This is a genomic window from Bradyrhizobium manausense, from assembly GCF_018129685.1.
Taxonomy (GTDB): domain Bacteria; phylum Pseudomonadota; class Alphaproteobacteria; order Rhizobiales; family Xanthobacteraceae; genus Bradyrhizobium; species Bradyrhizobium manausense_D.
Window position 1 is genome coordinate 1 of the sequence record NZ_JAFCLG010000003.1, and the last position, 15,458, is coordinate 15,458.

Here is a 15,458-nt window from a genome sequence, read left to right on the forward strand (position 1 = left end):
CCTCCTCTTCAGGAAGACCACATGGAATCAGCCATTTCTTCGCTCTTCAACTGCGATGTGTGAATATCGTAGCCCGCAAGCGGGAGAGGGCTGGGGTGAGGGCTTTCTCCTCTGGGGGAGTCTTCGTTGTCGAGACACCCTCTCCCCGGCCCTCCCCCGCAAGCGGGGGAGGGAGAGGAAAGAGCGTCCTACTTCGCCTTCAGGAAATCCGCGACCTCGAGCAGCATGAACTCGTCGTCGTCGGCCTTGTTGGGATCGCGGCTCGACGAGAACGGCAGGTTATTGTCGTTGCCGACGATGATGTGGGTGTCGTCGACGCGATCGACGTTCTCGATGGTGAAGAACGGGAAGGTGTAGACGCCGTCATTGAGGGCTTTCCGCGCCTTCTTGTCGGGGTCCTGGATCTTCATGAGGTCGATATAGCCGATCTTGCGCACGGGCTTGCCGACATTGGCGTCCGAGAGCTCGATCTTGTAGACGCGCTTGAACTTGGCGACGTCAGGGAAGCAGTTCTCGCCGCGGGTTCCCGCCGGGCAGGCCTTGTCGGGCGTGCCTTCGCCATTGTCGCGCTCGATGACGAGGCCCGCGCTTGGGTCGATCATGTTGAAGTCGCCGATGGCATTGCCGTTCTGCTCGAACACATATTGCCAGTAGCGGCCGGTGAATTTTTCGGCGGCGACGTCGAATTCCAGGATGCGGGATGCTTCCTTGCCGTCGACCCGCTCCCAGTCCTTCTTGTCGGCGTCCCACAGCGGGCCCTCGAGCAGGCCGTAGAGGAACTTGCCGTCCTTCGACGAGGCGAAGCCCTCAAAACCCTTGGAGCGCCGCAGGTTGACGTTGGTGTAGGTCGCCCCCGGCGCGCCCGGGGTCGCCACCGCCCAATGGTCGGGCGAGCGCACCGGCTTGCCGTCGGCGATGGTCTCGAACACGGCGAGGATCTTGCCTGATTTGTCGGCCTTCAGGATGTAGGGGCCGAACTCGTCGCCGATCCAGAAGGTGTCGCCGATGATCTGGAAGCCTTCGGTATCGAAATCCGAGCCAGTGAGATAGCGCTTCTCGGTGTCTTCGTGCACGATGCGGAACGGCACCTTCTTGTCGGGATCGTGCAGGAAGATGGTCTCCTGCCGCTCGATCTTGCCGCTGGCCCAATCCATCTTGTAGCGGTTGAGGTACAGCATCGAATCCGGCGAGTTGGCGCGCGCGCCCATGCCGTTGTCGGTGATCACCCAGTAGGTGCCGTCGGGCATGTGCTTGATGCCGGAGTGTCCCTGCAGCGGCTGGCCCTTGAATGGCAGCGAGATACCGGTCGGACGCTCGAACGACTTGCCCATCACGGTGCCGAGCGCGTCGACGCGTTTTCCGGTGGTGTATTTCCCCGAGGTCTTGAGGTCGGCGGGTGCGTCGGCCGGCGCGTCGATGAATGACGCGGCCGGCATCACCACGTGGCCGGCGAGCTTGGCCGGGAATTCACCTTCGTTCTGCGCGAGCGCGGCGCTCGCGGTGAGGATGATCGTTGCGACGGTGCTGAGAAAACTCGCGCGCATGGGCGTCTCCTGTTGGCGGACGACGCCTTATGCGGATCGCGTATTGCAGTTTTGTGAAGCCGGGCCAAACGCCGCAGGCGCACTTTATTCCCTTACCGCGGCCTCTCAGGCGGTTTCGTAGACCAGTCTGGTGAAGTAGCCGGGGTCGACGAGGAACTGTCCCCACCTGGCATCGAACGCGGCGGTTGGTTTTGCCGCAACCGTCTCGTCGCGTGTCTTTCCCTGTTTCTTGAGATTGCCGACATTGTCACGGATTGCGACCAGCATGTCGCGGAAGCTCTGTAGCTCGGCTTTGTTGCTGACAGGCTTGCCGTGACCGGGGATGATGATGGTGTCGTTGTTGGCTGCCGCAAGATTGGTTTCGGAGGCCGCAATCATCCCGTCGATGCTGCCGCCGGTCGAATGGTCGATGAAGGGATAGATGCCGTTCCAGAAGGTGTCGCCGGCATGCAGGATATTGGCCTCGGCGAACATGACCGAGATGTCGCTGTCGGTGTGAGCGGGCCCGTAGTATTTCAGAGCGATCGATGCGCCATTGAGCTTGAGGTTGTGTTCCCTGGCGAAGACTTCGGCCGGCACCGCGCTAGGGGGCAAAGCGAGGAAATTATAGTCCCAGTCGTCGACCCGTTGCACGACGGAAAGATGCTTGCGGGTGTTTTCGTGGGCGATGATCTTCGCACCGGCGGCGTGCAGCCATTCATTGCCATCGGCATGGTCGAAGTGCCAGTGCGTGTTGATCAGATGCGCGATCGGTTCGCCGCTGAGCCCGGCAAGCGCCTTGCTGAGCTGTGGGCGCGAAACGCCGATTCCGGCATCGACCAGAAGCTTGCCGTCGGGTCCGGTGAGGACGGCGATGTTGCCGCCGGATCCTTCCAGCACGCTGATATTGTTGCGCAGCTTGTAGGTCGCGATCTCTGATGTCGCCGCGCTGTCCTTGATCAGGCTGACGATCCCGCGTGCTTCCGCGTAGGCCTGCCGGGGGCTGAGCCATCCCCCCGTCGCGGCGAAAGCGGCGCCACCGACGCAACACAGACAAAAGCCGCGCCGGGACAATGCGTGAGGTTGTGGCGTGTTCATGCAATTCTCGCTTTCTCAAGCGGCGATTACGCGCCAATGATTGGTCCCGCCGTCGTCGTGGAAGGTGGAACCAAAGACGTGGGCGGTCTATCAGGATTGCACGATCAGCTTCCGGCGCTATTCCTTCACCGCGCCGGTCAGCGAGGACACGTAGTAGTCCACGAACAGCGAGTAGAAGAGCGCAACCGGCAATGAGCCGAGCAGGGAGCCGGCCATCAGCGCGCCCCATTGGTAGACGTCGCCGGTGACCAGCTCGGTCAGGATCGCGACCGGCACGGTCTTGTTGGCGCCGCTCTGGATGAAGGCGAGCGCGTAGATGAACTCGTTCCAGGACAGCGTGAAGGAGAAGATGCCGGCGGAGATCAGCCCGGGCACCGCGAGCGGCAGCGTGATCCGGCGCAGGATCTGCAGCCGCGTCGCGCCGTCGACCAGCGCGCATTCCTCGAGCTCGTAAGGGATCGACTTGAAATAACCGATCAGGAGCCAGGTGCAGAACGGCACCAGGAAGGTCGGATAGACCAGGATCAGCGCCAGCGGCGAGTCGAACAGGCCGAACTGCACGACGACGGTTGCGAGCGGGATGAACAGGATCGACGGCGGCACGAGATAGGCGAGATAAATGCCAAGGCCGACATAGGGGCTGCCACGAAAGCGCAGGCGTTCGATCGCGTAGGCTGCCAGCGTGCTCGCGACCAGCGACAGCGTGGTCGCTCCGACAGCGACCAGCATTGTGGTCCACAGCCAGCGCGGATAGGCGGTGTCGAACAAGAGATGCTTGATGTGTGCGAGGGTCGGCGAAGTGATCCAGAACGGATTGTGTTCCTTGTAATTCATCAGCTCCGCGTTCGGCTTGAACGACGTGATCGCCATCCAGTAGAACGGAAACAGCAGGATCAGCACGAAGCAGCCGAGCGGCAGATAGATCATCATCAGCCGCCGCAGCCCGGAATCCCAGGCCATGGTGTCTGGCGCGGCCTTGGAGTCCGCCACGGCGGAGGGGGGCGCGACGGTGTCAGTCATTGGCCTCTCCCTGCTGCCATTTGCGGCGCGCCAGGCCGAAATAGGAAAACAGCGTCGCGAACACCAGGAACGGGATCATCGACACCGCGATCGCCGCGCCTTCGCCGAGCTCGCCGCCGGCGATGCCGCGCTGGAACGCCAGCGTCGCCAAGAGGTGCGTCGAATTGCCGGGGCCGCCGCGGGTGATGGCGTAGACCAGCTGGAAATCCGTGAAAGTGAAGATGATCGAGAACGTCATGACGATGGCGAGGATCGGCATCATCATCGGGAAGGTGATGTAGCGGAAGCGCTGCCAGGCGCTGGCGCCGTCGAGCATGGCCGCCTCGTAGAGCGAGGGCGAGATCGTCTGCAGGCCGGCCAGCAGCGAGATCGCGACGAACGGAATGCCGCGCCAGATGTTGGCCGCGATCAGCGAGAAGCGCGCCGGCCAGGGCGAGCCGAGGAAGTCGACATTGCTCGTGCGCCAATGCAGCACGTCGACCAGCAGATAGGAGATGATCGAGAATTGCGGATCGTAGATCCACCAGAACGCCAGCGCCGAGAGCACCGTCGGCACGATCCACGGCAGCAGGATGATCGCGCGCAGCAGGCTCTTGAACGGGAAATGATTGTTGAGCAGCAGCGCGAGCCAGAAGCCGAGCGCGAACTTCCCGAAGGTCGCGATCCCGGTATAGACCACGCTGTAGAACACCGCGTTCCACCACAGGGAATCGGTGAGCAGATACTGGAAATTCTCAAGGCCGATGAACTCACCCTTGCGGCCGATCGTGGTGTCGGTGAAGGCGAGCCAGATGCCGAGGCCGAGCGGATAGGTCAGGAAGACTGCGAGCAGCCCGATCGCGGGCGCGAGGCACATCACGACGAGGAACGGCTTGTAGTCGAACAGGCGCACCAGCCAGTTCGGTTGCCGCTGGGCCAGCGCCGGGGAAGAGAGTGTGGTCACGGACATCGGGTCGTTGTCCTGTTCTTGGAAGTCAGAGAAGTCAGACCACCGTCATTGCGAGCGTAGCGAAGCAATCCAGTCTGTTTCCGCGGTGAAAGTCTGAATTGCTTCGTCGCAAGTGCTCCTCGTAATGACGGCCTGTCGGCCGTTACTTCTGCCGCCTGAAATACCGCTTGCAGCGCTGCTCGGCCTCCGCGGCTGCGGCCTCGGGCGTGGCCGCGCCGGTGGCAACCGAGGCGAACATCTGGACCGTGACGTAGTCAGCGCGAACCGCGCCGGTGGCCGTTGAAATCGGTCCCTTGTAGCCGGCGTAATAGGTGCTGTTCATCGTGTCCTTGAAGATCGCAACCTTGGGATCTGCTTTCCAGACAGCGGCGTCGGCATAGGCCGCGAGGGGCTGCGACCAGTAACCGCTGTTGGCGTTGAGCCACGGCTCGTATTGGTCCTTCTCCAGCATGTATTGAAGGAAGGCCTTTGCTGCATTGGGGTACTGGCTGTGCTTGAATACCATGGCATTCAGCGTCAAGCCCGACATCGGCGACGCCGGCGCGAAGAACTTGGGCAACAATTGGTGTTCCGTATCCTCGGCGATCGCGGCGGTCGCGGGGTCGTTCTTCAACGAGAAATACAGCGACACGCCATTGGCCGTCAGGGCGAGCTCCTGGGAAGAATAGGCGCGATTGTTGCTGACGTCGTTCCAGGAAGGAGTGCCTGCGATGAAGGTCGGATAGAGCTCCTTGACGTAATTCAGCGCCGCGATGGTCTCCCTGCTGTTGATGGTGACGTTGCCATCCTCGTCGAGCAGCGAGGCGTTATGCGACCACATCATCCAATCCGCGAAGCCGTTGCCGTCTCCGACGGCATTGCCGAGAGCGAACCCCGCGGGTTTGCCGGCCTTTTGCAGCTTCTTGCAAAGGTCAAGGAAGCCCGCCGCGTCATCCGGAGCCTTGTCGAAACCGACCGACTTGAGAATGGACTTTCGGTAGACGAGGGGGCCGCCGGTTGCACCGAACGGCAGTCCGATCCAGGTGTCGCTCTTGCTCTTCTTGCCGTAGCGCTGCGCGAGCGGCAGCCAGCCACCGTAACGCTTGCCGACATAGTCGGCGACGTCGGTCAGCTCGATCAGCTTGTCGATATAGATGTGCGGTGCATCGGAGAAGCCGATGATGATGTCGGGGCCGGCGCCGGAATTGGCTGTGACCGCGGTCTGCTGGTTGATGTCCTCCCAGCCGACGAAGTCGACCTTGACCTCGACGCCGGTGTCCTTGGTGAACTTGGCCGCATTGGCGCGGAACACGTCTTCGTCGGCCTGGACGAAGCGGACGGGTCGCAGCATTTTCAGCGATGCGCCTTTCTCGATCGCCCATTTGGGCGCCGGTACGTCGGCGGCCTTGATCGCGGATTGTGCGTTTGCGGGCGCACCTGTGGCGGCGAACGTCGCAGCGGACAGGCCCAGCGCCAAGGCATCACGACGCGTGATGTCGTTCCTCATGAGTTCCTCCCTGTAATGTCTCCCTTCCCGGCGTTGATCGCCGGTGAAGGGCCGTTTCAGTCTCTTGTCAGTCCCTTGCGGGTCTTTCGGGGCGTTTTGCGCCGGCCGTCTTAGCTGTTCGGTCCGCGGTCCATGCCGACGGGCTGCCAGCGGCGGAGCGCGGTGTTCTGCAGCACCGACGGATTGACACAGCTTACCGGCCACATGCCCTGAAGCACCAGTGACAATTCGTAGCCCACCCGGCGCTTGCGTGCCTCGTCGAACCGTGCCGAGGCCGAGGCGACATGGGCGGTCAGCGTCACGTTCTCCATGCCGAGGAGGGGGTTGTTGTGCGAGGGCGGCTCCTTCTCCAGCACGTCGAGCGCGGCATGGGCGATCCAGCCCTCCTGCAGTGCCTTGATCAGGCTTTCCTCGTCCACCGTGGCGCCGCGCCCGGTGTTGATGAAGACCGAGCCCTTCTTCATCTGCCGAAAATGCTTCTCGGTCAGCATGTGATGCACTTCGGGCCGGGCGGGGGCGTGCATCGAGACGAAGTCCGATTGCGACAGCACTTCGTTCAGCGTTGCGGGAATGACGCCGTGGTCCCACATCAGCGTTTCCTGGATGAAGGGATCGTAGGCCATCATGCGCAAGCCGAAGGGTGCGGCGCGTTTCGCAACCGCACGCGCGACGCGGCCGAACGAGATGAAGCCGAGCGTTTGGCCCATCAGCCGTGGAATCTTCAGAAGTGCCGGCCGGCCCTCGCTCCAGCGTCCGGTACGCGCCATCTTGTCCTGCTCGACCAGGCGGCGGAAGCCTGACAGCAGCAGCATCATGGCGTGGTCGGCGACTTCCTCGATGAAGGTGTCGGGGATGTTGGTCACGGGAATGCCGCGCGCGGTCGCGGCCTTCACGTCGACGCTGTCGACGCCGACCGAGCCCAGCGTGATGACCTTGCAGTTCTCCAGCGCGTCGATGATGGTCTTGGTGATCGGAATGCCCTTGGCGTAGATCGCGTCGGCATTCCTTGCGGCGGCGATGAACTCCGCCTCGTTGGCCGGTCCCTCGACGATCTCGGCATCGATCGGATCGAGCGCCTCGCGCTCGTAGGAATAATCGCTGCCCGCGACCGTGAAGCTCGCGCCCTTCGGCGTCACCACCTTGTATTTCGGCATTTCCTGCTCCCGATTTGGTTTGTCGGTTCTTGTTGTGACCCGCCCCTGTGGGGCGGGCCTTTACGTCTTTTACGCGAAATCGATCCGGTTGCGTACAATTCCCGGTTGTCAAGTGCGGTGGTATTTGCCGTTTTGGCTGCATTATCGGGCCTACTAAGGAGGCTCGTAAGTAACTTGCTAAGTGTTGAGCACTAAAAGTTGATTCAATTTCGATCGATTCACTCGCGCGCCCTCATCTCTTTCATCTCCGGAGCCACCCCTTGAAGTTGAGCAATCTGAAGATCGCACCCAAGCTTGGCATCCTTGTCGGCGTCACCTTGTTCGGCCTGTGCATCTCCGGAGTCCTGGCCGGATATTTGATGAAGCAGGAGATGGTGAATGCGCGCATCGAGCAGGCCAAAGCCATCGTCGAGATGGGTCGCAACTATGCGGTGGCGCTGAAGAAGCGGGTGGATGCCGGCGAGATGACGAAGGAGGCCGCAATGGCTGATCTTCGCCGCTATGGCAACGCGATGACCTATGATAAAGGCGCCGGCTACCTGTTCGGGACGTCCTATGACGGCATCACCCAGTTGGCGCCAGATCCAAAGCAGATCGGCACCAATCGTATGGAAGTCCTGACCAACGGCCGCAAACTATCCTGGGAGCTGATGAACGGCGCCAAGGCCAACGGTTCAATTCTGTTGACTTATGAATACGCCAAACCGGGCCAGGAGGGCTTGATCCGGAAGATCGGCTACGCGGTGGCCGTGCCCGAACTCGAGATGTATCTCGGCACCGGCGCCTATCTGGACGACATCGACGCCAAGATGGGCCCGGTCTACTGGCTGCTCGGCCTCGCCATGCTCGGCATCGTCATCGTCGCCGGAAGCGTCGCCTGGATGCTCGGCCGCAGCATCAGCCGGCCGCTGGCCCTGCTCGGGACCCGCATGAAGGATCTGGCCGACGGCAAGCTCGACGGTGACATCCCCGGCGTCGGCCGTGGCGACGAGGTCGGTTCGATGGCCGCGACCGTCCAGATCTTCAAGGACAATGCGGTCCGTATCCGCGAGATCGAAAAGAGCGAGGCGGCTGCCAAGGAGCGCGCCGCTGCGGAACGCCGCAGCGCGATGGAAGACATCGCCAACGACTTCGAGCGCAGCGTCAACGGCATCGTCCGCTCGGTCTCTTCGGCCGCAGCCGGCATGCAGTCGACGGCGCAGTCGATGACCGCGACCGCCAGCGACGCCTCCTCGCGTGCGGCAACGGTCGGCGCGGCCTCGCAGAAGGCTTCCGGCAATGTCGGCACGGTTGCCGCGGCCGCCGAAGAGTTGTCGAGCTCGGTTGCGGAAATCTCCCGCCAGGTGACGCGCTCGACCGAAGTGGCGAGCCGCGCCGTCAGCGACGCCGAGCGCACCAACGCAACGGTGCAGGAGCTGTCGACCGGTGCCGAGAAGATCGGCGAGGTGGTCAAGCTCATTCACTCGATCGCGGCGCAGACCAATTTGCTCGCGCTCAATGCGACCATCGAGGCGGCGCGCGCCGGCGAATCCGGCCGGGGCTTCGCCGTCGTCGCATCCGAGGTCAAGGCGCTGGCCAACCAGACCGCCAAGGCCACCGAGGAAATCTCCGCGCAGGTGGCGGCGATGCAGACCTCGACCAGCGATGCGGTCGCGGCGATCGGCGGCATCACCCAGACCATCGCCGAGATGAGCGAGATCACCGCCGGCATTTCGGCCTCGATCGAGCAGCAGGGCGAGGCGACCCGCGAGATCGCGCGCAACATCCAGTCGGTCGCGGCCGGCTCGAGCGAGATCAACGCCCATATCGGCAGCGTCACCTCGGCCGCCGAAGCGACCGGCACCGCCGCCGGCGACGTGCTGACCAACGCCCGCGAGCTGGACAACCAGTCCAGCGCGCTACGCAGCGCGGTGGACGGCTTCCTCGCTAAGGTGCGCGCGGCGTAAGCCGCGAGCATTCCGCTCCGTCGTCATGCCCGGGCTTGTCCCGGGCATCCACGTTCTTAAGACTGCGCGCGGATGCTCGTGGATGGCCGGGACATAGGCGAGCGGAAGCGACGCCGTCCTTCGGACGGCTATGCCCGGCCATGACGGAGACCGATTGAGCAGTTGCCCTTACTGCTTCTCGATCCCCGCGTTCGTGATCAGCTTCTCCCACAGCACGAGCTGCTCGTTTACGAACCTGCCGAGCTCCTCCGGCGTGCCGGAGAAGGCGTCCATGCCGAGCGTGGCGAGCTGGGCCTTGATCTCCGGGTTCTCGACGATCTTCCTGATCTCGGCGTTGAGCCGCGTCACGATCTCCTTCGGCAGGCCGGCGGGGCCGAAATAGCCCTGCCATGACGAGATGTCGAGGTCGGGAACGCCGGCCTCCTGCATCGACGGAAGGCTGGGGATCAGCGGCGTGCGGTCCTTGGTGGTGACGGCGAGCGCACGCAGGGCGTTGCCCTGGACGTGCGGCAGGCCGGTCAGGATGTCCACGAACATCATCGAGACGCGACCGCCCATGACGTCGTTGAGCGCCGGCGGCGAGCTCTTGTAGGGTACGTGCAGGAGGTCGAGACCGGCATTGTGCGCGAAGGTCGCGCCCGACACGATGGCCGAGGAAGAGCCCGAGGCGTAGCTCAGCTTGCCCGGATTGGCCTTGCCGTAGGCGACGAGTTCGGCGACTGACCGCGCCGGCACGTCAGGGTGCACGACCAGCATGAAGGGCAGATCGCCGGTGCGCGCGATCGGCGTGAAATCCTTCACCGGATCGTAGGTCAGGCTCTTGAGCAGATAGGGATTGGCCGAATGCGTCGTATTGGTGGTCACCAGCAGCGTGTAGCCGTCGGGCGCCGACCGGGCCACATAGGTCGCCGCGATCATGCCGTTGGCGCCCGCCTTGTTCTCGATGACGATGCCGACGCCGAGCGCCTGCGACAAATGTTGCGAGATCAGTCGCGTCGTAGTGTCGGTGCCGCTGCCGGCCGCGAAGGGCAGCACCAGCGTGATGTTGCGGCTCGGCCAATTATCGGCCTGCGCGGCGGATGCAGCAGCAAGGCACAGCGCGGCGGCGCCGATCGTGCGCATCACGCGGATGAACGATGACAGCATGTTCGGGCGTTCCCTCTCTTTTTCGTTGGCGGGAACCTAGCTGCTACACACCCAAACTGGAAGATGGTCCGTGCCGTGTCCGTCGTACGGAATTACCTCGTCGCAGAGCCTTGGCGCGAGGCGATGACGACGCCCGCGAGCACCAGCGCGTAGCCGATCAAATGGAACGGCTGCAGCTTTTCGCCGAGCAGCAGGATCGCCATGGCCGAGCCGAACACCGGCACAAGATGGAAGAACGGCGCGGCGCGGTTCGGCCCGATCAGCGCGACGCCGCGGTTGAAGAACAGATAGGCGAGCGTCGAGGGGAAGATCAGGATGTAGCCGAGCGTCATCAGGGTCATGGTGTCGAACTGCAGCAACCTGCCGCTCAATCCCTCCCAGATCGCCAGGGGCAACAGCATCATGGCGCCGCAGCAGGTGGTGAAGGAGAGGAAGGAGAGCTGGTGAACCTTCGGCCGCCGCGGGATGAACGCCGAGTAGATCCCGAAGGCGACCAGCGAGGAGGCGAACATGATGTCGCCCCTGTTGAACGAGATGCTCGCGAGCGCCGACAGATCGCCGCGCAGGATGATGATCAGCACGCCCGCCAGCGAGATCGCAATGCCGGCGAGCTGCCCGGCCGTCAGCCGCACGCCGAACAGCACCAGCGACCACAGCGCCACGAACAGCGGTCCGGCCGACTGGATCAACAACGCGTTCAGCGCCTCGGTATATTGCAGCGCCCAGTATGAGATCGCGTTGTTGAAGGCAAATCCGACCAGCGACAGGAACAGCATCAGCGGCAGACTTTTGCGCAAGGCGGGCCAATCCCGCTTCAGATGCGGCCAGGAGAACGGCAGCAGGATCAGGAACACGCCGAACCAGCGGATCGTCGTCACCGTCAGCGGCGGCACATGCGCCCCGACATGGCGCGCGATCACGATGTTGCCCGCCCAGAACAGCGAGCTCAGGCTGAGCAGCAGATAAGGCTGGTTGTTGAGCCAGCCGGCCGGATTCGTGGCTGATGGCGCGGGTGAGGCAAGGGTCATTGGCGTCGGATGGAAGCTTGCGCCGGATCGCCGTTATGACACAAGTCACGCCGTCGCAATGCTACAATGCAGGCGCGACCAGAGGAGGTGCCATTGGCGGTCAATATGTTGAACATCCAGGGCCTGGACAGGCTCGACCAGCATGCGCCCGTGGTGATGCTGAACCTGATGCGCTTCCACGCACGCTCGCTTGATGGCAACGGCTCCGGCTGGGACGCATATCTGCGCTATAGTGCGATTACCGTGCCCATGATCAAGGCGCGCGGCGGCACGCTGCTGTGGACCGGCGAGGCCAGGGTCGTCGCGCTCGGCCCGCATCACGGCAATGAATGGGATTTCGTCGCGCTGGTGTTCTATCCGTCGGTCACCGCATTCCGCGACATGATGACGTCGCAAGCCTACGAGCGCGATGCCGATCCGCATCGCGTCAACGGCTGCGCCGAGCACGTCATCATCGCGACCAGCGAGGCCTACAGCAAATTCAAGTCGAGCTAGCTCGTCTGCTTCCTCGACGCCACGAACACGCCTGACAGCACCAGCGCGAAGCCGATGAAGTGAAAGGCCCGTGGCAGCTCGCCAAGGAACACCATCGCCATGATCGAGCCGAACACCGGCACGACATGGAAGAACGGCGCGGCGCGGTTGGCACCGATCAGGCGGACGCCGCGGTTGAAGCAGAGATAGGCAAGTGTCGAGGGAAACACCGCCACGTAGAACAGTGTCAGCAGGTTCGGCCCGTCGAGCTTCATCAGCGGCCGCGCCGTGAGCTCCCAGATCTCCAGCGGGATCAGGCAGGCCGCGCCGCAGCCGAAGGTGAAGGCGAGGAAGGACAGGCCGTGGATCGGCGGCCGCTTCAGGGTCAGCACCGAGTAGAGCGCGAAGATGATCAGCGCGACGATGAAGATCAAATCGCCCTTGTTGAAGGCGATGTTCGACAGCGTGGTGAGATCGCCATGCAGCAGGATGATGAACACGCCGCACATCGAGAGAGCTACGCCGAAGGCCTGCGCCGCGGTGAGGCGTATGCCGAGGATGATCAGCGACCAAAGCGCCACCACCAGCGGTGCGGCCGACTGCAGCAGCAGGGTGTTGAGCGCCTGGGTGTGCTCCAGCGCCCAATATTGCAGGGTGTTGAAGGCGCCGATGCCGGTGATCGAGAGCACGATCATCAGGCCGAGTTTTTCGCGGATCGCGGGCCAGTCCTGGGCGAGGTGCTTCCAGGCGAACGGCAGCACCAGCAGGAACGCGAAGGTCCAGCGCAGGAAGGACAGCGTCACCGGCGGGATGTGGCCGGCGGCGAGTCGCCCCACAACCGCATTGCCGGCCCAGCACATCGCGGTGATGCTGAGCAGCAGATAAGGCTGGTTGGCGATCCAGCCATGGCCGGAAGGCTCCGCGCTCGTGGTCTGGCCGGTGGCGGACATTGTGATTGTTATGGCCCCGCATGATTCACCAGGGCTCCCGGCCCGGCCGTGCCCAAAGACACGGAAACGAGCCCGATATCAATGGCGCGCCGCGCAACGCCATCATGCGCGGGGCGGTGCAACAGGAACCTCAGCCCTTCGGTCCCGTGCGGATCGCGAGCGGCTTCAGCAGCTCGGCGCAGGCGAGATAGACGACGACGAGAAGCGCGATGCCGGCCATCATGATCGGCGGCGGCGCGACGAAGCCGAACCAGGTCCCGAGCGGCGTGAACGGCAGAACCATCGCGGCGAACAGGGCGATCAGCGAAGAGGCCGCGAGGACGGGATCGGGCCAGTTGCGCCAGGGCCGCCCGTTGGTGCGGATGACGAAGATCACCAGAATCTGCGTCGCCATGGATTCGACGAACCAGGCGGTACGGAATTCCTCCGGCGACGCCTTGAACAAATAAAGCAGCGCGCCAAAGGTCAGAAAGTCAAACACCGACGACAGCGGCCCCATGATCGCGGCGAAGCGCACCAGGCGTGACATGCTCCACACCTGCGGCTGCGCCGTCGCCTGCGTCGAGACGCGGTCGAACGGGATGCCGAGCTCGGAGAGATCGTAGAGCAGGTTATTGAGCAGGATCTGCGTCGGCAGCATCGGCAGGAACGGCAGTGCGATCGAGGCGATCGCCATCGACAGCATATTGCCGAAATTCGAGCTCGCGCCCATGCGGACATATTTGAGGATGTTGGCGAAGGTGCGCCGGCCCTCCTCGACGCCGTCGGCAACGACTTCGAGATCCGACGCCAGCAGGATCATGTCGGCTGCCGCCTGCGCCACACCGGTGGCGCCGTCGACCGACAGCCCGACATCCGAAACCTTCAAGGCCGGCGCGTCGTTGATGCCGTCGCCGAGGAAGCCGACCACCTCGCCGCCGGCCTGAAGCGCCTTGACGATGCGCGATTTCTGGTCGGGCGCGAGCCGGCCGAACGCATCGGCGGAGCGCACCTGCACCGCGAGCGCCTCGTCGCTGAGCTCGGCAATGTCGGCTCCCGACAGCACGCGCTCGGCGTTGAGCCCGACCAGGCCGGCGAGCCGCTTCACCACCACCGGATCGTCTCCCGACAGGATCTTCAGGCTCACGCCGCCCGCCGCGAGCCGGGCGATCGCGGCTGCGGCCGTCGGCTTCGGCGGATCGGCGAAGGCGCAGAGGCCCTCGAAGACCAGATCGGTCTCGTCCTCGGTTTCGACCTCGCGCGTTGCGTCGCTCCAGGGGCGCGAGGCGATGGCGATACAGCGCAGCCCCTCTGCCGCGAGCTGATGCACGCGCGCCATTGCGGCCGCTCGTGCCTTGTCGTCCACTATGCCGCTGCGCTGCGTCGTGCACAATTCCAGCACCGTCTCCGGCGCGCCTTTGACGATCAGCAGTGCGCCTTCGGGACCGGTCGCGAGCACCGATCCCAGCCGGCGCGAAAAATCGAACGCCTGCCTGCCGGCAAGCGACCAGCCTTTTGCAGCATCCGACTGGCCCGCAACCAGCGCCGCATCGAGCGCGCCGCGATCGCCGCCGAGTTCTGCGGCGATGGCGCCGAGCCGCGCGGCGCGCGCGTCGTCCTTGCCGTCGGCATCGAGGCTTTTTGCCAGAGTGATCTCCGCCGAGGTCAAGGTCCCCGTCTTGTCCGTGCACAGGACGGTCATGGAGCCGAGGTCGTGGATCGCAGCCAGCCGCTTCACGATCACCTTGCGGCCGGCCATGCGCAGCGCGCCGCGTGACAGCGTCACCGTGGTGATCATTGGCAGCAGCTCCGGCGTCAGCCCGACCGCGAGCGCCACGGCGAACAGGAGCGAATCGAGCACCGGGCGACCGAACACGACGCGGATGGTGAGCACGACCAGCACCAGCGCCAGCGTGGCGCGCGCGATCACGAGGCCGAATTCGCGCAAATCGCGCTCGAACGGCGAGGGCGCCTGCGCCTCGGCCAGTGCGGAGGCCGCAGCTCCAAACACCGTGTCGCGGCCGGTTCGGACCACGAGTGCGATCGCCTCGCCGGTTTGGGCCACCGCGCCGCGGAACAGCGCATTCGTGGTGTCGTCGGGGCCGGTCGTCGCACCGGCATGTTTCGCCACCGGGTAGGGCTCACCGGTCAGCGCGGCTTCACCTGCGGTGAAGGCGGTGCTCTCCAGGATCAGCGCGTCGGCCGGAATGATGTCGCCGGCGCGGACGCGCAGCAGATCGCCGGGCACGACGTGCTCGACATCGATATCGACAAACGCGCCGTCGCGGCTGACTTCGGCCTTCAGGGCCACCGAGCGGCGGAGAATCTCGGCGGCGCGGACCGCATGGCCCTCCTGGATGGTGTCGAGGCCGATCGACAGCGCGAGGATCAGGACAATGATGAGCCCGCCGATGTCGTCGCCGGTCAGCATCGAGATGATGCCGGCGACCAGCAGGATCAGCGACAACGGTTCGAGCAGGCGGCGCAGGATCGCGCGCGCCGCGCCCTCGATGCGCGCCGGTGCGTCGCTGTTCGGCCCGAAACGGTCGAGGCGTTCGCGGGCCTGCGCCGCCGACAGACCGGTGAGCCCGCAGCCCAGTCGATTGCCAAGCTCAGGGGGTGATAAACGCCAGAACCTGGTGTCGGCGCGGGTTCGACTGTCCAGCAAGCGAAGCTCCCGGTTTCAAGGCGTCTTGTGGCGGCCA

At 64.1% G+C, this 15,458-nt stretch carries 12 protein-coding genes; 2 read left to right on the top strand and 10 right to left on the bottom strand.

The genetic code is table 11. The features are described from left to right. Positions 1–188: 188 nt before the first annotated feature. From JQ621_RS10315 to JQ621_RS10340, 6 genes are all read right to left on the bottom strand, one after another. Positions 189–1,544 (bottom strand): esterase-like activity of phytase family protein, encoded by a 1,356-nt coding sequence (locus JQ621_RS10315; protein ID WP_212234333.1) that lies wholly within the window; start codon positions 1,542–1,544, stop codon positions 189–191. 105 nt (positions 1,545–1,649) lie between these two features. Next, entirely contained in the window at positions 1,650–2,621 is a 972-nt protein-coding gene (locus JQ621_RS10320) for an MBL fold metallo-hydrolase (protein ID WP_212234334.1), read from the bottom strand. A 117-nt stretch (positions 2,622–2,738) separates the two neighbouring features. Then, positions 2,739–3,641 carry a carbohydrate ABC transporter permease gene (locus tag JQ621_RS10325; protein ID WP_212234336.1) on the bottom strand — a complete coding sequence of 301 codons (903 nt, stop codon included), beginning with the start codon at positions 3,639–3,641 and terminating at the stop codon, positions 2,739–2,741. Next, positions 3,634–4,590, bottom strand: a complete 957-nt coding sequence (locus JQ621_RS10330; protein ID WP_212234338.1) for a carbohydrate ABC transporter permease — start codon at positions 4,588–4,590, stop codon at positions 3,634–3,636. The genes JQ621_RS10325 and JQ621_RS10330 overlap by 8 nt, the downstream gene beginning before the upstream one ends. A gap of 142 nt (positions 4,591–4,732) precedes the next feature. Beyond that, entirely contained in the window at positions 4,733–6,076 is a 1,344-nt protein-coding gene (locus tag JQ621_RS10335; protein WP_212234339.1) for an ABC transporter substrate-binding protein, read from the bottom strand. Between the two features lie 110 nt (positions 6,077–6,186). Further along, positions 6,187–7,230, bottom strand: coding sequence for a C-terminal binding protein (locus tag JQ621_RS10340; protein WP_212234341.1), 1,044 nt, complete (start codon positions 7,228–7,230; stop codon positions 6,187–6,189). Between the two features lie 260 nt (positions 7,231–7,490). On the opposite strand from JQ621_RS10340, the gene JQ621_RS10345 reads away from it, so the two are divergent. Continuing rightward, positions 7,491–9,176 carry a methyl-accepting chemotaxis protein gene (locus tag JQ621_RS10345; protein ID WP_212234343.1) on the top strand — a complete coding sequence of 562 codons (1,686 nt, stop codon included), beginning with the start codon at positions 7,491–7,493 and terminating at the stop codon, positions 9,174–9,176. 168 nt (positions 9,177–9,344) lie between these two features. Here JQ621_RS10345 and JQ621_RS10350 read toward each other — a convergent pair whose 3' ends face one another. Together JQ621_RS10350 and JQ621_RS10355 are read right to left on the bottom strand one after the other, a co-directional pair. After that, a complete protein-coding gene (locus JQ621_RS10350; RefSeq protein ID WP_212234344.1) occupies positions 9,345–10,322 on the bottom strand; it encodes a Bug family tripartite tricarboxylate transporter substrate binding protein in 978 nt (325 codons plus the stop codon). Between the two features lie 92 nt (positions 10,323–10,414). After that, a complete protein-coding gene (locus JQ621_RS10355; protein WP_212234345.1) occupies positions 10,415–11,350 on the bottom strand; it encodes a DMT family transporter in 936 nt (311 codons plus the stop codon). 93 nt (positions 11,351–11,443) lie between these two features. Between JQ621_RS10355 and JQ621_RS10360 the strand changes: the two genes are divergently transcribed. Then, entirely contained in the window at positions 11,444–11,845 is a 402-nt protein-coding gene (locus JQ621_RS10360) for a DUF1330 domain-containing protein (RefSeq protein ID WP_249125144.1), read from the top strand. Here JQ621_RS10360 and JQ621_RS10365 read toward each other — a convergent pair. Then, positions 11,842–12,774: a DMT family transporter gene (locus JQ621_RS10365; RefSeq protein WP_212234347.1), complete on the bottom strand. Its 933-nt coding sequence runs from the start codon at positions 12,772–12,774 to the stop codon at positions 11,842–11,844. The two genes, JQ621_RS10360 and JQ621_RS10365, sit on opposite strands and share 4 nt — an antisense overlap. A 130-nt stretch (positions 12,775–12,904) precedes the next feature. After that, positions 12,905–15,421, bottom strand: coding sequence for a magnesium-translocating P-type ATPase (gene mgtA / locus JQ621_RS10370; protein ID WP_409334217.1), 2,517 nt, complete (start codon positions 15,419–15,421; stop codon positions 12,905–12,907). Positions 15,422–15,458 lie beyond the last annotated feature (37 nt).